The sequence below is a fragment of the Actinoplanes sp. DH11 genome, from assembly GCF_020873875.1.
Lineage (GTDB): Bacteria > Actinomycetota > Actinomycetes > Mycobacteriales > Micromonosporaceae > Actinoplanes.
In genome coordinates this window covers 153,448-171,037 of the sequence record NZ_JAHWGU010000003.1, presented here as the reverse complement: position 1 = coordinate 171,037, position 17,590 = coordinate 153,448, and the positions used below count along the sequence as shown (strand labels likewise).

The following is a 17,590-nucleotide window of genomic DNA, read 5'->3' as shown; positions in this document are numbered from 1 at the left end:
CGCCCAGCGGACGCCCCGGGGGCATCGGATCAGAGGGACGGGGCGGGCACGACCCGGCCGCGGACCTCGCCGAGGCCGATGCGCGTGCCGGCGGCGCCGGGGGCGTAGGCGCTGATCACGACCTCGTCGCCGTCGTGCAGGAAGGCGCGGGTGGATCCGTCGGGCAGGCGCAGCGGGTTCTGGCCGTTCCAGGACAGTTCGATGAGCGATCCGGGTGAGCCGCCGCTGATCGTGCCGGAGGCGAACAGGTCGCCTGTGCGCAGCGACGCGCCGTTGACGGTGAGGTGGGCGAGCATCTGGGCCGGCGTCCAGTACATGCCGGCGAACCGGGGCTCGGAGATGACGTGGCCGTTGAGGCGGATCTCGAGTCGCACGTCCAGGCCCCCCGGCGCGGCCTTCTCGTCGTCGAGGTAGGGCTGCAGCGGCACGGCCCGCTCCGGTGCCGGGATGCGCGCGTGTTCGAGGGCGGCCAGTGGCAGCACCCATGGCGACACCGAGGTGGCGAAACTCTTGCCGAGGAAGGGGCCCAGTGGGACGTACTCGAAGGCCTGGATGTCGCGAGCCGACCAGTCGTTGACCAGGCAGACGCCGAACACGTGCCGGTCGAAGTCGGTCAGCGGCACGGGCTGGCCCAGCGTCGAGGGGGTGCCGACCACGAAGCCGAGTTCGGCCTCGATGTCGAGCCGCTGCGACGGGCCGAAGATGACCGAGCCGTCCGGCCGGCGCTGCTGCCCGCTGGGACGGGTGATGTCGGTGCCGGAGCAGATCACCGTCCCGGCCCGGCCGTGGTAACCGATCGGCAGGTGCTTCCAGTTCGGGGTGAGCGGTTCCTGGCCGGGTCGCAGGATCCGGCCCAGGGTGGTGGCGTGGTCCTCGGAGGCGTAGAAGTCGACGTAGTCGGCGACCGTGAACGGCATCCGCATGACGGCCTCGGTGGCCGGGACCAGCGGCAGCAGTTCGCGGTAGACCTCGTCGGCCAGCCACGTGCCGATCTCGGCGCGCAGCGCGGCCCAGACGTCGGGACCGGCGGCGAGCAGCGCGTCCAGCGACGGGCCGGCGACCGCTCCGGCGAACTGCGGCGCCAGGCGGCGGACGGCGGCCGGCAGGTCGATGACCCAGGTGCCGGCGGCGACCCCGGTGCGCGGGTGCGGGTCGGCGGCGGTGCTGAACACGCCGTAAGGCAGCGCGCCCGGGCCGAACGGATGGTCGGTCGGGATGTCGAGCCAGGTCACCGCGGATCCTCCGGGAGCAGTCCGAGCCGCACCAGGCCGTCGACCGGTTCACTGATGCTGCACGTGCCGAAACTGATGAAATTGTCGCGGATCTGCCGGGCCAGTTCGGCGTCGACGGTCGCGATCGCCGCGGCCACCCGGTGCCCGTCCTGGTCGGCCAGGGCCGACGCCACCTGCGTGTTGTCGCCGCCCTGCAGCGCGTGCGCGGTCGCGAGCAGCACGTTGAGGAAACCGTGGTGTTCGAAACCGGTCGCCGGGTCACGGTGCCGGATCGGGTCGTGCAGCCCGGCGGTGAGCTTGAACGGCACGTGCGCCCGCACCGCGGCACGCAACGCCCGGGCGAGTCCGTGTTCGCTGGGGAACGCGTCCGCCCGGACACCGCCTGTCCTGATCTTGAGACGCGAGCGGGTGCCGCGCAACGCGGCCAGGCGCGACGTGGTGATCGCGTCCAGGTGCAGTTCGGTGTACGCCCACCGCGGCGCGCCCGCGACCACCGGCTCCGGGCCTTCCACCGCGACCACGTCGATGCCGGGCGTGACCGGGATGTCCGCGACGGGACCGGGCAGCACCAGCGACACCGGCAGCGCCGGACCGCCCGCCGCCGCCTCGGCCAGTTCGTCGAGGCGGCCGAGCGAGCAGACGAACGGGCCGAGCAGCGACGCCAGCGGCGAGTCCTGCCGTTTGCGGTGCGCCGCGACGGCCTCGCCCATCGGCAGGTTGCCGGGCGGGAAGATCGCCGCGTCGTCGAAGAGCCGGGTGAACAGCGGGTTCACGATCGCGGGCCCCGCCCCGCCCAGGTCCAGGCGTAGCGGCCGTCGTCGCTGATCCGGCCGGCCTCACCGAGGCCGAGCGGCCGGAACGTGTCGACCATGACGGCGGTCTCGTCGAAGCTCTCCGCGCCGAGGCTGGCCTCGATGGCGGCCGGTTGCGGACCGTGCGGGTGGCCGCCGGGGTGCAGGGTGATCGAGCCGACGTTGATGCCGGAACCCTTGCGGGCCTCGTAGTCGCCGCCGACGTAGAACATCACCTCGTCGCTGTCGACGTTGGAGTGGTAGTAGGGCACCGGCACCGCGAGCGGGTGGTAGTCGACCTTGCGGGGCACGAAGTTGCAGATCACGAAGTTGGCGCCCTCGAAGACCTGGTGCACCGGCGGCGGCTGGTGCACGCGACCGGTGATCGGTTCGAAGTCGGCGATGTTGAACGCGTACGGGTAGAGGCAGCCGTCCCAGCCGACCACGTCGAACGGGTGGTACGGGGTGATGTGCACGGTCCCGGCCAGCCCGCCCGGCCCGTCGCCGCGGTGCTTGAGGTAGACCTCGACGTTCTCCTCGTCGGCGATCGTGGGCGCGGACGGCAGCCGCAGGTCCCGTTCGCAGTAGGGCGAGTGTTCGAGGAACTGCCCGTAGCGGGAGAGGTAGCGCTTGGGTGGCGCGATGTGACTGTTCGCCTCGATCGGGTAGAGGCGCAGCGGTTCGTGCCCGGCCGGCACCCAGCGGTGCGTGGTGGCCCGCGGGATGATCACGTAGTCGCCGGCGCCGACGTCGAGGGCACCGAAGACGGTCTCCACGGTGCCGGTGCCCGCCTCGACGTAGACGCATTCGTCCCCGACGGCGTTGCGGTAGAGCGGCGACGCCGTACCGCAGACCACGTAGTTGATCCGGACGTCGGCGTTGCCCAGCACCAGCCGCCGGTCGCGGACGGCGTCGCAGGACTTCCATTCCTCGCCGTCGAAGAGGTCGTGCAGTTTCAGGTGCCGCGGCAGCAGCGGCTGGTTGGACTCGGTGCACTGGTCGGGCAGCTGCCAGACCCGGGCGCCGACGACCGCGGACGGCACGTGGCGGTGGTAGAGCAGGGAGGAGTCCGAGGAGAAGCCTTCCTCGCCCATCAGCTCCTCGTAGTAGAGGTTGCCGTCGGGGTCGCGGTGCTGGGTGTGCCGTTTCGGCGGTACGTTTCCGGCCCGCTGGTAGAACGCCATCGGTCTCCTCCCCCGCTCTCGTGACGGGAACGTGACTAGAAGTTGCCTCGTTTGGCCTGCTCCCGCTCGATCGCCTCGAACAGCGCCTTGAAGTTGCCCTTGCCGAAGCCGAGCGAGCCGTGCCGTTCGATCAGTTCGAAGAAGACCGTGGGCCGGTCCCCGATCGGCTTGGTGAAGATCTGCAGCAGGTAGCCGTCCTCGTCGCGGTCGACCAGGATGCCGCGCTTCTGCAGCTCCTCGATCGGCACGCGGACGTTGCCGATCCGGGCGCGCAGCTCCGCGTCCTCGTAGTATGAGTCCGGCGTGGCCAGGAACTCCACACCCTCCTCGACCAGGGCGTCGACGGCCCGCAGGATGTCGTTGGTGGCCAGCGCCAGGTGCTGGGCGCCGGGGCCGCGGTAGAACTCGAGGTACTCGTCGATCTGCGACTTCTTCTTGCCGATCGCCGGCTCGTTGAGCGGGAACTTCACCCGGTGGTTGCCGGACGCGACGACCTTCGACATCAGCGCGGAGTAATCGGTGGCGATGTCGTCGCCGATGAACTCGGCCATGTTCGTGAAGCCCATGACCCGGTTGTAGAAGTTCACCCACTCGTCCATGGCGCCGAGTTCGACGTTGCCGACGATGTGGTCGAGAGCCTGGAAGATCCGCTTCGGCGCGCCGGGCCGCTTGCGGTGCGTGGAGCTGCGGGCGACGTAACCGGGCAGGTAGGGGCCGGTGTACTGGGTCCGGTTGACGAGCGTGTGCCGGGTTTCGCCGTACGCGGCGATCGCGGCGATCCGCACTGTCCCGAACTCGTCGCTGACGTCGTGCGGCTCCTCGAGGACCGTGGCGCCCTGCGCGCGGGCGTGCTCGACGCACTTGTCGACGTCCGGCACCGACAGGGCGATGTCGGTGATGCCGTCACCGTGCCGGGCGTGGTGGCCGATGACCGGGCTGTCCGGGTCCACCCCGCCGTTGATCACGAAGCGGATGGCGCCGCTCTTGAGCACGTACGACATGTGGTCGCGGTTGCCGGTCTCCGGCCCCGAGTACGCGACCAGCTCCATGCCGAACGCGGACTGGAAGAAGTGCGCGGTCTGGGTGGCGTTGCCGACCGCCCAGACGATCGCATCCCACCCGGTGACCGGGAACGGGTCACCGGCGGAGTCGTACTCCACGAGACCCACCAGCTGCTTGAGGCTGTCGAGGTCGAGCTCGGCGAGCCGCTCCTCGCTGGTCAGCGTGTCGTTGACGGACATCATGCTCCCTTCGGCGGGACGGCTGATGTCCCATAGGCTGGACAACGGTTGTGGCCTGCGCAACAAGCAGTGTTTCGGCGAGGCAGATTGCACAGATCGCCCCTGCGGTACGGACGGGGTCTACACAATCTGCACAGCTGCCTATGCTTCGACGATGACCGATCGCGTACGGGCCTTCGACACTGCCAGCAACGACTTCGACCGTCTCGGCCACCACCTGTGGCAGCCGATCGGTGCCGCCACCGTCGACCGGACCGCCCCCTCCCCCGGCGAACGCGTCCTCGACGCCTGCTGCGGCACCGGCGCCTCCGCCCTGCCCGCCGCCCACCGTGTCGGCGTCACCGGCCGGGTCGACGCGATCGACCTGTCCGCGCCGATGGTCCGGGTCCTCGGCCAGCACGCCGCCGGCCTGCCGCAGCTGCACCCGCAGGTCGCGGACGCCACCGCGTGGGAGAGCGGGGACTACGACGTCGTGCAGGCCGTCCTCGGCGTCTTCTTCTTCCCCGACATGGCCGCCGGCACCGAACACCTGGTCCGGCGCGCGCGGCCCGGCGGCCGGGTCGGCGTGACCATCTGGCGCAAGGGCGCCGTCGAACTGGCCGGGCAGCACCTGGGCGCGGCCGTCGGCGCGGTCACCGGCAAGGAGGCCCCGAAACGGCCGTCCGGCCCGATCGACGGGGTGAACACGGCCGAGACGTTCCGGCCATGGCTGGAGCAGCGGGGCCTGTCCGGCGTCGGCGTGACCGTCCACGAGATGACCCTGGAGATGACTCCCGAGGTGGCGTGGCTGCTGGTCACCGGCTCCGGTTTCGTGTCGGCGCTGTCCGGCCTGGACCCGGCACAGATCGACGCGGTCCGGGACGGTTACCTGGGTTCACTGGCCCGCGACGGCGTGCGTTCCCTGGACGTCACCACCCTGATCGGCGTCGGCACCCGGGCCTGAGGAGCCGGCGTGCGGCGCGGCGCCGACCAGGCGGGCGGCGTCCGGCCAGGCCATCCGGTACTTGCCGGGAGTCCCGTTCAGCCGGGCGGGGTCACCGCCGGGCGCCGCGACGACGCCGGTCTCCACCCGGATGCCGCCGCAGGCCCGGTAGAACATCTGGGCGCGGGTGTTCTGCCGCAGCACCCACAGGTGCAGCGCGGGCGAGCCGGCATTGGCGAGGACCGCGCGGGCGGCGTAGGCCATCAGTTCGGTGCCGATGCCGGCGCGGTGCTCCGAGCTGTCGACGTGCAGGTTGTCGACGAGGCTGCCCCAGCGCGGGTCCGCATCGAGCACCACGTGAACGAAACCGGTCAGACGGCCGTCGCGCTCGGCGAGGATCGTGGCGGCCCCTGCGGGCGAAGCGAGCCGGGCCGACCACACCGCACCGCGTTCGCTGAGCAGATCGCCGTCGAGGTAGGCGTCGGCGTAGGCGCCCCGGTAGTGCCGCCGCCAGCTGTCGGCGTGCAGCGCGGCGATGCGACCGGCATCAGCGGCGCTGGCGGGGCTGAAGACAACCGGGGTACGGGCATCGAACTCGGACAGGGACACGGTGACAAACTCCTCCGCTGGCGGCTTGCCGGGCGGGGTCGCGCCGGCCAGGTCCTCACCCGGAGCACCCCGCCCGCGAGCGGAGGGTTGCCGGCCAGCAAGCCGGGGCTGTGCGCTGGCACTCATGACCTTCACCGCCGACCGTAGCAGTCCCGGACGCACCGGTGCGGGCGTGGCCCGGCGCCCCACCGGCATGCCCTGCACACGCGTACCGAACGTCGTCCGGGGGCGTAATCCGGTTGCCCGGCCGTCAAGATCATGTAAGCCTCGGTGCCGCCGGGTCTCACGAAGGCCCGGATGTCACCGGAAACCGATGAAGGAGACCAATATCGACAGTCACCAGGCCCAGGCCTGCCGCCAGGCGCTCGCCGACGAGCAGGCCGCCAGTCTCGCGGCGACGAACGGCTGGGCGCACGTCGACAAGGATCAGGTCCACCGCGACTGGCACGAACTGTACGGCGAGATCGCGGCCGAGATGGCCGGCATGCAGCCGGGCGACGAGCGCGCTCAGCAGTTCGTCGAACGGCACTTCGCCATCGCGTCGCGGTTCTACACCCCGAGCGGGCCCGCCTATGTCGGGATGGCGCTGCTGTATGCCGAGGACGACGCCATGCGCGAGTTCCACAACTCCTTCCACCCCGACATGGTGCGGTTCCTCGGCGCCGCGATGCGCGCCTACGTCGACGCGCGGCCCTGAGCCGGCCGGGTGGCTGCCGGCAGGCGGTCACCAGCCGCGCGTCCCGGGGCCACCCTTGAACGGGCCGACGATGTCCGGCGTGATCCAGCCACCGTAGAAGTCGCCCTCCTGCGGTTGGACCAGAACACCCCCGACCCGGCATTCGCCGACCCGGCTGGGATAGAAGGCGACGGCCCCGGTGATCTGGGCGTACGCGGACACGGGGCGCGCGTAGGACCAGCCTGCCTGCTGCACCCGGAGGTCGCCGGCCACCAGGTCCCAGTAGTCGGCGACGCCTTTGAACTCGCAGTACGACCGGCCGGTGCCCGGTTCCAGCACACCGTCGGCGATGTCGTCCCGGGGGACGTAGTAGACCGGCGGGTGCGACGTCTCCAGAACCCGCCAGCAGCGGTCACTGTCCACGATCGTCCGGCCCGCGTGCACAATCGTCACCCGGGCATCGCTGCGCTTCACGCGCGGCGGGCGCGGGTAGTCCCAAACCGACTCCATCACCCCAGCTTGCCAGCCGGTCCCCCGCACCGCCGATGCCGCCGCCCAGGAATGCGCCCCGGTGTCTTGTCAGGTGCCGGACTGTCCGCGCTCTGCTCGTGAGACGCGGCGCAGCATGAGGGCACGGCCAGGAATGCGCCGGTCGTCGTGCACCGGAGGAGGTCCGCATGATTCGAGCGTTGAGGCACGTGCTCGACGACATGCTGAAAATGCGGTAAGCGCCGTGACGCCCCGGGCGCGGAAACCCTGCGGGCTACGGCGCGGGACGCGCCAGAACCTGGAGCGTGCTTTCCGCACCGAACTCAAATACGAGACCCTGCAGGACCGGCAGAATCTGGGCAAGTACGACAAATTCCTGACCGATTGCAAGAAGTAAGGTGCGAGTAATGGGACAAGGATTGGTGCCGTACCTCTGCTGCGCCGATGCCGCCTCGGCCATCGCCTTCTACACGTCCGTTCTCGGCGCGGTCGAGACGCAGCGCTGGACCGCCGACGACGGCCGTATCGGGCACGCCGAGTTGATTTTCGGCGACGAGCCGTTGTATCTCGCCGACGAACACCCGGAAATCGGTGTACGAGGGCCGCACGCGCACGGTGGCACCCCGGTGTCGCTGGTGCTCGGCGTGCCCGACGCCGACGCGACCGTGGCGGAGGCGCTGCGGGCCGGTGCCACCCTGGAACGTCCGGTCACCGCCCAGGACGACGGGACGCGCGCCGGCTGGATCGTCGACCCGTCCGGGCACCGATGGAACGTGCACAGCCTGGCGGAGGAGTTGCCGCCGGACCGGTTGCGCGACCGGGTCGGCGATCGGTACGACATCACCGACAATCGACCGTGATGAGAAAACCAACACTGTTCCTGACCGTCGGACTCCCCGGCACCGGAAAGACGACCGCCGCCCGCCGCATCGAGTCCGAGCAGGACGCGCTTCGGCTCACGAAGGACGAGTGGGTGAAGGCCCTCTACGGGCCCGAGAACCCGCCGGCGGCCACCGACGTCATCGAAGGCCGGCTCATCCGGATCGGGCTGCGCGCCCTCGAACTGGGCACCAACGTCGTGATCGATTTCGGTCTGTGGAGCCGGGACGAGCGCTCCGCCCTGCGCCGGGCGGCCGCGGACCTGGGCGCGGCGGTGGAGATGCACTACCTCGAGGTCTCCCCCGCCGAGCAGCGACAACGAATCGACAGACGCCAGGCCGAAGCGCCGGACACGACGTGGCCCATGTCCGAAGCGGAGATCGCCGAGGCGGCCGCCACCATGGAGATCCCCACGCGCGGCGAACTCGACGGCAGCGAAGCCGTCGGCAACCCACCGGCCGGCTTCGCCACCTGGGACGACTGGCGCGCCCACCGCTGGCCACCAGCGGTCTCCTGACGGGCGGGGAGCTGCGCAACCCGGGCGCCCGGCGGTCTTCTGCTGGTGCTCTACTACCCGGACGCGGCCGGCGACAGCGCGGAGAAGTTGTGCCTGCTCGCCTCCCTCGCCGCTTCGTGACGGCGACATCGACGCAGGCGGCCGGGCGCGGGCAGACCGGGCGCGGGCAGACCGGGCGCGGGCAGACCGGGCGCGGGCAGACCGGGCGCGGGCAGACCGGGCGCGGGCAGACCGGGCGCGGGCAGACCGGGCGCGGGCAGACCGGGCGCGGGCAGGCCGGGCGCGGGCAGGCCGGGCGCGGGCGGTGTCCCTATGGTTTCGTCAAGCAGGCAGCGCGAACTCTTCTGCCCGATTTGCGCTGGTGGAAGGTTGCGGAGCACAGGGCGTTGGATGTTGATGCGGCGCCGGGCGGGGCGGCGTGGTGTTGCTTGCCCTCGGCTCTGGTGCGATGCCTGGACAAGTGACCGCGGTCGGTTGCGTCGGGTCCGCGGGGCAGTGTTGATCTGCTAGCGGTGCGAAATCGCGGTTTTGACCCCTTGATCACAGCGATTTCGTAGCGCTAGCAGATCAACATCTCGCCATGAGCGGCGCGATCGGCGCCACGGGGTCGGGGCGGGTCGGGTCAGGGCGGGTCGGGTCAGGGCGGGTCGGGTCAGGGCGGGTCGGGTCAGGGCGGGTCGGGTCAGGGCGGGTCGGGTCAGGGCGGGTCGGGGCGGGGGCGGGGCGGGCGCGCCGCGCGTCTTATCGCAGGAGCAGGTTGAGCAGGACGGTCAGGCCGACCGACAGCAGGATCGACACCACGATCATGCCGAGGCAGCCGGCGGGGCCGCCGAAGAACCGGACCTCTGTGTTTCCGATGCGCATGGCTGCCCTCTACCCCGTTGTCGCGCGGGCACACGCGTCGGTTCACGGTTCGCGCGGTGACAAGGGTCAAAGCCCAGGCGGTGACGAACATCGAATCGCCCACGGTGACAAGGGTCAAAGCCCAGGCGGTGACGAACATCGAATCGCCCACGGTGGCAAGCGTCGAAGCCCGTTCAGTGACAAGCGTCAACGCCCGCGCGAGGAGGGCCGGCGGACAGGCAGGACCCGGCGGACAGGGGCACGCCCGCCCCGAAGGCCCGCAGCACCCGCGCCGCCCGCGTCCCCGGGTGCGAGTCCAGCAGCCGCAGCAGGTGGGCCGTGTCGCGCGGCCACTCCGGTCCGGCCCGTAGCAGGCTTTTCAGCGGCACCTCGTCGGCTCCGGTCTCGGCCGCGATGACGGCCGCCAGCCGGCGCCGGTCGAGGCCGTCGGCGAGCAGTTCGCGCGTCCCCTCGTACTGCGCGGTGGCGTCGCCGACCAGGTGCGGGTACGCCTCGGCGACGAGGCCGGTGGTCACCATGGCGTACAGCACGTCGTCGGTGCGGGTGGGCCCGCCGCGCCGCCGGGCCGCGTCGTCGGCCTCCAGGGATGCCCAGAGCACCGGCGCCACGGCGTAGTTGACGCGGTCCCGCACGACCGCCGACATCAGGAAGTCGCGCAGGCCGCGGCCGCGGTAGCGGTCCCGGCCGATCAGTTTGTCGCGCACCGGGCGCAGTTCGCCGGGCAGCCGGTCCTCGCGCGTGATCTGCCGACTGCTGAACAGCGCCCGCCGGATCTCGCCGACGTCGGCGCCGCAGGCGCGCAGGGCGGCCGTCGCTCCGGAGCCGGTGTCGGCGAGCAGGGCGGAGAGCACCTGGTCCGGGGTGCTGGGGCCGGGGTGGTAGGCGGCGCAGCGGATCAGGGCGGTGTTCGCCGCGCCGGTGAGCGGTACGGCGGGGCTGAGGACGACGGCTTCGACGTCGGGTGCCTCGCCGTCGCGGATGGTGCCGGCCGCGAGGACGGCGCGCAGCACGGTGGGGGTGACGTCGAACGCGTCGAGCAGGTGGGTGATCGTGGGCGCGGCGCTCGCCAGCCCGATCAGCAGGTGCTCGGTGCCGATCTCGCCGCCCGCGACGGCCTTGGCGGCGGCGAGGACGGCGGGGAACCGGTCGGTGCCGGTGAACGTGACAGCCATGATCCGAAGACTAGGGAGGGTCCGGGGCGGTTCGCGTCTGCCTACGGGCTGGAATCGCCTCTATCTAAAGTCATAGTGGCCAATTGACAGACATCTTTTCCTGGGACGACGATGGGAGCGCTCCCACCTCAACCCGGAGGTTTCCCCGTGCATGTGCCGTCGTTCCGGCACGCGTTAGCGAGCGCCGTCCTGCTCGCTTCCGTGGCCGCCGTCTCCCCCGCCCACGCCGCCACACCCGCCACCGCCACGCCGGCCACCCGATCCGCCGCCGCGCCGACGAACCGCACCGCCGCCGCGCCGGTCACCCGCATCGACGTCGACGCCCGAGCCGGCCTGGCGACCGTCGGCGACACCGCCCTCGGCGTCAACCACGCCATCTGGGACACCACCCTCGGCACACCGGCGGTGTCCGGCCTGCTCAAGGACGCCGGCGTGAACATGGTGCGCTACCCCGGCGGCTCCTACGCCGACATCTACCACTGGCGCGACCACACCGCGCCGGGCGGTTACGTCGCACCGAACACCGACTTCGACACGTTCATGGCGGCCGCCGAACGCACCGGCGCCGAACCGATGATCATCGCGAACTACGGGACCGGCAGGGCCGAGGAGGCCGCCGACTGGGTGGAGTACGCGAACATCACCAAGGGGTACGACGCGACGTACTGGACCATCGGCAACGAGAACTACGGCAACGGCCATTACGGCTCCGCCTGGGAGGCCGACGAGCACGCCGACAAGAGCCCCAAGGAGTACGCGAAGACCGTCATCGCGTACGCCGAGGCCATGAAAGCCGTGGATCCCAGCATCAAGGTCGGTGCCGTGCTCACCATGCCGGGCAACTGGCCGGACGCCATCGTCGGCCCGGGCGACACCGGCTCCTGGAACCAGGAGGTGCTCACCCGCGCCGGTCACGTCATCGACTTCGTCGACGTGCACTGGTACCCCGGCGGAACCACCCCGGCCGAGGCGCTGACCAAGCCCGCGCACATCCAGGACGCCGTGCACCTGCTGAACCAGCAGATCGACAGGTACGCCGGACGCGACATCGCGATCAGCATGACCGAGACCAACGTCGAGGTCGGCCGCAACACCCAGCCGGGCGCGCTGTTCCTGGCCGACGTCTACAGCGGCCTGCTCGCCCAGGGCGTCTTCACGGTGCACTGGTGGAACGTGCACAACGGCCTCGGCACGGTCTCCACGGTGGCCGGGCAGACCGATTACGGCGACTACGGGCTGTTGTCCAGCGGCACCTGCACGGCCGACAACTCGGTGTGCCAGCCGCCGCTGAACACGCCGTTCGCCCCGTACCACGCCCTGGACCTGATGGGTGACTTCGCGCGGCCCGGCGACCGGTTCGTCGGCACCGGCTCCGGCGACGACCTGGTGAGCGCGCACGCGGTGCGGCGGGCCGACGGCGACCTCGCGGTCCTTCTGATCAACAAGGACCCGGAGGCGGAGCGTACGGTCTCGTTGAACTACCACGGCTTCACCCCCGCCACGGGTACGCCGTCGGTCGCGACGTTCACCAACGGCGCGGACGGGATCACCGCCGCCCGGTCCGGCACCGCGGCCTCGCAGACTCTCAGCCCGTACTCGATCACGCTTGTCACCCTCGACCCGGCCCGCACCGAAGGCGTCGCGCCGAAGGCACCGGGCCGGCCTGCCGCGACCGTGACCGATCGCGGCGCGACGATCTCGTGGCCGGCGTCGGCGGGTGGCGTCAAGTATGAGGTCTACCGGCAGAACGGTGGCGTCGGCGACCTGCTCGGCGAGACCACCGGCACCTCACTGCGGGTGAGCAACCTGGAGCCGGGGCGCCGGTACACGGTGAACGTCCTGGCCCGCGACGGCGCCGGAAGGTTGTCGCCCCCGTCGCCGCCGCTGACCTTCACGACGGATACGCCCGACGCCGCGAGCTGCACGGTGGCGTTCCGCAACACCAACGACTGGGGCAACGGGTACGTCGGTTCGGTCGATGTCACGAACAGCGGAACCAGCGCGGTCAGCGGCTGGACCCTCGCCTTCACCTGGCCGACGTCGTGGCAGAGCGTGAACAGCGGCTGGAACGCGACGTGGAACCAGGACGGCCGCACGGTCCGGGTGACAAGTGACGGCAGCCTGGCCCCCGGCGCGTCGACGAACGTCGGGTTCGTCGGCGCCTACAGCGGGCCGAACGTGCCGCCGGCGGTGTTCACGTTGAACGGCACCGTCTGCACCAGCAAGTGAGCGACGGGTCCCCGGCCACCGCCGGGGACCCACCTCTCAGGGCTTGCGGCCGATCGCCGCCCACACGTTGATGTCCGACCGCGCCGGGATCTCGGCGTCCGGCTCCGGGCGCCACTCGCTGGCCGGGACCACGCCCGGCTCCACCAGCTCCAGGCCCGCGAACAGGTCGGTGAACTCCTGCTGGGTCCGGGTCCACACGTCCGACTTGCCCTGCGCGATGAGCTGCTGGTAGAGCGCCTGCTGCTCGGCAGTGCCGAAGTCGGAGGTGGCGTGGGTGGCGACGAGGTAGCTGCCGGACGGCAGCGCGTCGAGCAGCCGGCGCACGATCGGCTGGGCCGCGCCGTCGCCGTGGATGAAATGCAGCACCGCGATCAGCATCAGCCCGACCGGCTGCTTCAGGTCCAGGGTCTCATGCAGCACCGGGTGCGCCAGGATCGACTCCGGGTCGTTGAGGTCCGCCTCGATGTAGGCGGTCTCCCCCTCCGGGCTGCTGTTCAGCAGGGCCCGGGCGTGCACCATGACCAGCGGGTCGTTGTCGACGTAGACGACGCGGCTCGCCGGGGCGTGCCGCTGCGCCACCTCGTGCGTGTTGTCCGCGGTCGGCAGGCCGGTGCCGATGTCGAGGAACTGCCGGATCCCCGCCTCCGCGGTCAGGAACTGCGTGGCCCGCCGCAGCAGTGCCCGGTTCGCCAGCGCACCGAGGCGCACCTTGGGGAAGAGCCGCTGCAACTCGTCACCGGAGGCCCGGTCGGCGGCGAAGTTGTCCTTGCCGCCGAGCCAGTAGTTGTAACGCCGGGCCGGATGCGGCTGGGTCGGGTCGATCCCCGAGGAGACTGCGCTCTTGTCATCCACGTCAGCACGATAGCGCCATCATCAAACTCCAGGATGGACGGGAGCCGATCTTCGCGCGGCGTCAGCAACTGCTGGCGGTGTCGCCGCCGTCCGTGGCGCAGGTGTCGGTGCCGGAGCCGCCGTTGGCGGTGTCGCCGCCGGCACCGTCCTGCACATCGAGGTGGTCGTTGCCGGCGTTCCCCACGGTGAGATCGGTGCCGTCGCGGTCGATCAGGGTGTCCTGACCGCCCTGCCCGTCCAGGTCGTCGTTGCCCGGCCCGCCGTAGATGGTGTCGTCGTCGGCACCACCGTCGATGTCGTCGGCGCCAGTGCCGCCGTTGACGATGTCGTTGCCGAGACTGCCGTTGATGGTGTCGTTGCCGTCACCGCCGTCCAGGACGTCGGGGTTGCCTCCGCCGTCGATGGCGTCGCCGTCCGGGCCGCCGGCGATGGCGTCGGTGCCACCGCCGCCGCCGAGGATGTCGCTGCCCGGCCCGCCGTCGATGCCGTCGTCATCGGCGCCACCGTCGATGTCGTCCACGCCGGCACCACCGTCGACGGTGTCGTTGCCGACGTTGCCGTTGATGGTGTCTGCGCCGTCACCGCCGTAGATGAGGTCCGGGTTGCCGCCGCCGTCGATGATGTCGTCGCCACCGTCCCCGTGCACGGTGTCCGAGCCGCCGCGGCCCTCGATGGTGTCGTTGCCGCCCAGGCCGCAGATGACGTCGCCGGACCCGGTGCCGATGAGGGTGTCGTCGCCACTGGTGCCGGTGATGGTGCACGCGCCGGCGGTGAGATCCCGTACGAAAACGTCCCGTGCGGTGTTGGTGTCCCCGGTGACCAGGTTGTCCGCCGTCGAGGAGAACGCCACATGCTGACCGTCGCCGCTGATGAAGGCCGGGTCCGAGTCACCGTTTCCCTCGGCGCCGCCGTCGGTGAGGCTGACCCGCTCGGTCGTGGCCGCCTGACGGTCACGCACGAACACGTCGACGAAGCCGTTGGTGTCCGAGGCGACCAGGTTGGACGCCACCGAGGGGAAGGCGACATAGCGGCCGTCGTCACTGAGCGACGGGCTGCCCGACTCGGCGTTGGCCTCGGCTCCGCCGCTGGTGAGGCTCACCCGTTCGGTCGTGGCCGCCTGACGGTCGCGGACGAACGCGTCGGGGACGCCGTTGGTGTCCGACGCGACGAGGTCGGGCGCCTGCGACTCGAAGCCGACATAGCGCCCGTCGTCACTCATCGAGGTCCGGCTGGACGACGCGCCGGAGCCTTGGAAGCCACCGCTGGAGACGCTGACGCGTTCGGTCGTCGCCGTTTGCAGGGTGTGCACGAAGATGTCGTACGCCTCGTTCGTGTCACCCGGCACCAGGTTGTCGGCAGCGGAGGTGAACGACACGTGGCCGCCACCACCGCTGATGCCCGGCAGTGAGGAGACCTCGTTCGACTGTGCCCCCGCGGAGGAGACGCTCACCCGCGTGGTGGTGCCGGCCTGACGATCCCGCACGAACACGTCCGTCGTCGCGTTGGTATCTCCCGTCACCAGATCATCGGCTCCGGAGACGAACGCCACCCGGGTGCCGTCGTCGGACACCGTGGGCTGGATCGACGCGTCGCCGGCCTGCGTCCCGCCGTTGGTGAGACTCACCCGCTCGGTGGTGCCGGCCTGCCGGTCGCGCAGGAACACATCACCGGTGCCGTTGGTGTCGCCGGCCACGAGGTTGTCGGCGAGCGAGGTGAAGACCACGTACCGTCCGGTGCCGCTGATCGCCGCGATACCCGACGTGCTGTTCCCCTGGGCACCGGCGGAGGAGACGCTGACCCGCTCGGTGGTGCCGGCCTGGCGGTCGTGCACGAACACGTCCAGGTCGTTGTTGGTGTCACCGGCGACCAGGTTCGTCGCGAAGGACTCGAACACGACGTAGCGGCCGTCGTCACTGGCGCCCTGCGTGGGGAGATCAAGCCCGCTGTCCGCATCACCCTGCGTACCGCCGCTGCTGACGCTGACCCGCTCGGTCCCCACGGCGGCGGCCGCCGGCCCGGCGTCCAGAACCACCGCGGCCAGTGTCGCCAGCGTCGTGGTCACGAGAACCGCGCCGAGTCGTAGGCTCCGGCTGCTCGTGCTTGCCCAGGTCGTCCGCATGACATCCACGTCCCTTCGCGCCCCTGCATACGAACGAGAACATCTACCGGCATCACTTGGCGAGACGGATTTGTCGCGCCAAATGCACCGCGATCCCTGGTGATCAGCTGTGCGAGAGCTGAGCGCAGCTCAGACGCCCCACAGGGGACCGGACCGAGAATCGCCGCATGTCGATTCTTGTCACGCGAGGGCCAGCGGGACGATGGGCGCATGCCTGCCTGGCGTTCATCGCCGGCGAGGTGGCTCTGCGCCTCTACTGGATCGCGGGGGGCCGATGGGGTTACACCGCCTGCGACCGGACAGCTCCGACCGACCCCGCCGGCGGCTGCGGCGCGGACCACGTCACCACGCTGCCGTTCGGGGCCGGCTGGGGTGCGGTGGGCGCCAGCGCCGTCCTGGCGGTGCTGACGGCGTACGCCGTGCGGGTCCCCGGCCGTGCCGCGTCCGCCGGCGCGTGGACCGCGGCCGGCCTGCTGACGATCGCCGCGTTCCCGCTGCACCTGCTCTTCGAAGTACCGGCGGCGCTCGCCGGACGCCCGTCGGACTGGCGTGACCTGGGCGCCCGTCTGGCGCTGGTGCTCGGTGGCGTCCTGTTCGCCGGACTCGCCAACGCCAGCGGTGCGGTGCGCGGGCCCGCGGCGTCCGGTTACCGGCCGGTGCCCCGGTGGACCCGTCGCTGGGCGTACGTGGCCGTCGCGCTGCCGATGGTCGGCTGGGCCGTGCCGCACGGGCTCTGGCTGCTCGGTGTGCCGTTCGGCATCCCCGAGCGGCAACTCGCCGACATCCACCACAACCTGACGGTGCCGACCGGCGTGGCGATCACGGTCGTCCCGCCACTCGCCGGCCTGCTCTGCCTCGGCCTGGTCCAGCGGTGGGGCCAGCAGTTCCCGCACTGGGTGCCGGGCCTGCACGACCGGCAGGTTCCCCGGCTGCTGGCGCTGATCCCGGCCGGCACGGTGGCGATCGCCCTGGCCGTGTACGGCCTGCTCAGCAGCGCCGTGCTCGGCAGACGCCTGGCCACCGGCGAAACTCCCTGGTCGGAGGTGCTGGACGGGTGGGCGGTGACCGCCACGCTGCTGGTGTTTCTCGGCTGGGGCGTGGCCTTGGGCATCACCGCCGTCGGCTATGCCCGCACCACCAGGCCGGCCGAGCCTGTCGGTTCTGTACAAGACGGGGCGGTGACCGGTTCCTACCATCAGGGTCGGTAATCGCGATTCGGGAGGGCACAAGCATGCGCGAACTGGTCTGGACCGGCTTCATGTCGCTGGACGGCGTGGTCGACTCGCCGGGCGGCGGACCGGGTGAGGAGCACCGCAGCGGCGGCTGGGTGTTCAAGGACCTCGAGTTCCGGCCGGAGGCGTGGGAGCTCAAGGGCGAGGAACTGGCCGAGACGTCGGCGCTGCTGTTCGGGCGGCGCAGCTATGCGGCGTTCGCGCCGACGTGGCGGGAATCGGCGGACCACGAGGGTTACAAGGAGCTGCCGAAGTACGTGCTGTCGACCACGCTGACCGAAGATGCCCTTGTCGACGGGTGGGGGCCGACGACCATTCTGCGCTCGGCGGCGGACGTGGCCGAGCTCAAGAACGGCGACGGCGGCGCGATCTTCATCCACGGCAGTGCGGAGCTGGCCCGGCGGCTGTCGGACGAGGGCCTGATCGACCGGTACCACCTGTTGATGTTCCCGGTACTGCTCGGCTCCGGCAAAGGCCTGTTCAGCGACGCGGACCGGGCCAAGCAGATGCTGCGGCTGCGCGATTCCGGGACGTACGCGAACGGCATCGTCAAGCTGATCTACGACGTGCAGCGGGGCTGAG

Annotated in this window: 17 protein-coding genes and 1 riboswitch; of the genes, 7 read left to right on the top strand and 10 right to left on the bottom strand. The window is 71.1% G+C overall.

Features of this window, described 5'->3' with window-relative positions:
• Window positions 1-29: 29 nt before the first annotated feature.
• Genes fahA through hppD form a run of 4 tightly spaced genes read right to left on the bottom strand, consistent with a single transcriptional unit; the run spans window position 30 to window position 4,448 of the window.
• Entirely contained in the window at window positions 30-1,232 is a 1,203-nt protein-coding gene (gene fahA, locus LPA41_RS05815; protein WP_229068892.1) for a fumarylacetoacetase, read from the bottom strand.
• A complete protein-coding gene (locus LPA41_RS05810; RefSeq protein ID WP_229068891.1) occupies window positions 1,229-2,005 on the bottom strand; it encodes a hypothetical protein in 777 nt (258 codons plus the stop codon). Before LPA41_RS05810 ends, fahA begins: the two co-directional genes overlap by 4 nt.
• Window positions 2,002-3,207: a homogentisate 1,2-dioxygenase gene (locus tag LPA41_RS05805; RefSeq protein ID WP_229068890.1), complete on the bottom strand. Its 1,206-nt coding sequence runs from the start codon at window positions 3,205-3,207 to the stop codon at window positions 2,002-2,004. Before LPA41_RS05805 ends, LPA41_RS05810 begins: the two co-directional genes overlap by 4 nt.
• 35 nt (window positions 3,208-3,242) lie before the next feature.
• Window positions 3,243-4,448 carry a 4-hydroxyphenylpyruvate dioxygenase gene (gene hppD, locus LPA41_RS05800; RefSeq protein WP_229068889.1) on the bottom strand — a complete coding sequence of 402 codons (1,206 nt, stop codon included), beginning with the start codon at window positions 4,446-4,448 and terminating at the stop codon, window positions 3,243-3,245.
• A 154-nt stretch (window positions 4,449-4,602) separates the two neighbouring features.
• Here hppD and LPA41_RS05795 point away from each other — a divergent pair, with 154 nt between their 5' ends.
• A complete protein-coding gene (locus tag LPA41_RS05795; RefSeq protein WP_229068888.1) occupies window positions 4,603-5,391 on the top strand; it encodes a class I SAM-dependent methyltransferase in 789 nt (262 codons plus the stop codon).
• On the opposite strand, the gene LPA41_RS05790 is transcribed toward LPA41_RS05795, so the two are convergent.
• Complete coding sequence (locus tag LPA41_RS05790; RefSeq protein ID WP_229068887.1) at window positions 5,323-5,979, bottom strand: GNAT family N-acetyltransferase; 657 nt, start codon at window positions 5,977-5,979, stop codon at window positions 5,323-5,325. The two genes, LPA41_RS05795 and LPA41_RS05790, sit on opposite strands and share 69 nt — an antisense overlap.
• 16 nt (window positions 5,980-5,995) lie before the next feature.
• A riboswitch (SAM riboswitch) is annotated at window positions 5,996-6,109 on the bottom strand.
• A gap of 183 nt (window positions 6,110-6,292) precedes the next feature.
• Here LPA41_RS05790 and LPA41_RS05785 point away from each other — a divergent pair.
• Window positions 6,293-6,676, top strand: coding sequence for a TipAS antibiotic-recognition domain-containing protein (locus tag LPA41_RS05785; RefSeq protein WP_229068886.1), 384 nt, complete (start codon window positions 6,293-6,295; stop codon window positions 6,674-6,676).
• Between the two features lie 27 nt (window positions 6,677-6,703).
• Here LPA41_RS05785 and LPA41_RS05780 read toward each other — a convergent pair whose 3' ends face one another.
• A complete protein-coding gene (locus LPA41_RS05780) occupies window positions 6,704-7,108 on the bottom strand; it encodes a DUF427 domain-containing protein (protein ID WP_229068885.1) in 405 nt (134 codons plus the stop codon).
• A gap of 443 nt (window positions 7,109-7,551) precedes the next feature.
• Between LPA41_RS05780 and LPA41_RS05775 the strand changes: the two genes are divergently transcribed.
• Together LPA41_RS05775 and LPA41_RS05770 are read left to right on the top strand one after the other, a co-directional pair.
• Window positions 7,552-8,004: a VOC family protein gene (locus LPA41_RS05775; RefSeq protein ID WP_229068884.1), complete on the top strand. Its 453-nt coding sequence runs from the start codon at window positions 7,552-7,554 to the stop codon at window positions 8,002-8,004.
• Window positions 8,004-8,540: an ATP-binding protein gene (locus LPA41_RS05770; protein ID WP_229068883.1), complete on the top strand. Its 537-nt coding sequence runs from the start codon at window positions 8,004-8,006 to the stop codon at window positions 8,538-8,540. Before LPA41_RS05775 ends, LPA41_RS05770 begins: the two co-directional genes overlap by 1 nt.
• A gap of 741 nt (window positions 8,541-9,281) precedes the next feature.
• Here the strand turns inward: LPA41_RS05770 and LPA41_RS41745 are convergent.
• Together LPA41_RS41745 and LPA41_RS05765 are read right to left on the bottom strand one after the other, a co-directional pair.
• Window positions 9,282-9,404: a hypothetical protein gene (locus tag LPA41_RS41745; RefSeq protein WP_255689285.1), complete on the bottom strand. Its 123-nt coding sequence runs from the start codon at window positions 9,402-9,404 to the stop codon at window positions 9,282-9,284.
• 173 nt (window positions 9,405-9,577) lie between these two features.
• Complete coding sequence (locus LPA41_RS05765; protein WP_229068882.1) at window positions 9,578-10,576, bottom strand: Clp protease N-terminal domain-containing protein; 999 nt, start codon at window positions 10,574-10,576, stop codon at window positions 9,578-9,580.
• 201 nt (window positions 10,577-10,777) lie between these two features.
• Between LPA41_RS05765 and LPA41_RS05760 the strand changes: the two genes are divergently transcribed.
• On the top strand, window positions 10,778-12,805 hold the full coding sequence (locus tag LPA41_RS05760; protein ID WP_374238120.1) for a cellulose binding domain-containing protein: 2,028 nt from the start codon (window positions 10,778-10,780) through the stop codon (window positions 12,803-12,805).
• A gap of 36 nt (window positions 12,806-12,841) precedes the next feature.
• Here LPA41_RS05760 and LPA41_RS05755 read toward each other — a convergent pair whose 3' ends face one another.
• Window positions 12,842-13,657, bottom strand: a complete 816-nt coding sequence (locus LPA41_RS05755) for an SAM-dependent methyltransferase (protein WP_229068880.1) — start codon at window positions 13,655-13,657, stop codon at window positions 12,842-12,844.
• A gap of 61 nt (window positions 13,658-13,718) precedes the next feature.
• Window positions 13,719-15,776, bottom strand: a complete 2,058-nt coding sequence (locus tag LPA41_RS05750; protein ID WP_229068879.1) for a hypothetical protein — start codon at window positions 15,774-15,776, stop codon at window positions 13,719-13,721.
• A gap of 167 nt (window positions 15,777-15,943) precedes the next feature.
• Between LPA41_RS05750 and LPA41_RS05745 the strand changes: the two genes are divergently transcribed.
• Both LPA41_RS05745 and LPA41_RS05740 read left to right on the top strand, forming a co-directional pair.
• The gene (locus LPA41_RS05745) at window positions 15,944-16,984 is read left to right on the top strand and encodes a hypothetical protein (RefSeq protein WP_229068878.1); all 1,041 of its coding nucleotides are present in this window, start codon (window positions 15,944-15,946) and stop codon (window positions 16,982-16,984) included.
• Window positions 16,985-17,007: 23 nt separating this feature from the next.
• Window positions 17,008-17,589 (top strand): dihydrofolate reductase family protein, encoded by a 582-nt coding sequence (locus LPA41_RS05740; protein ID WP_229068877.1) that lies wholly within the window; start codon window positions 17,008-17,010, stop codon window positions 17,587-17,589.
• Window position 17,590: the final 1 nt, after the last annotated feature.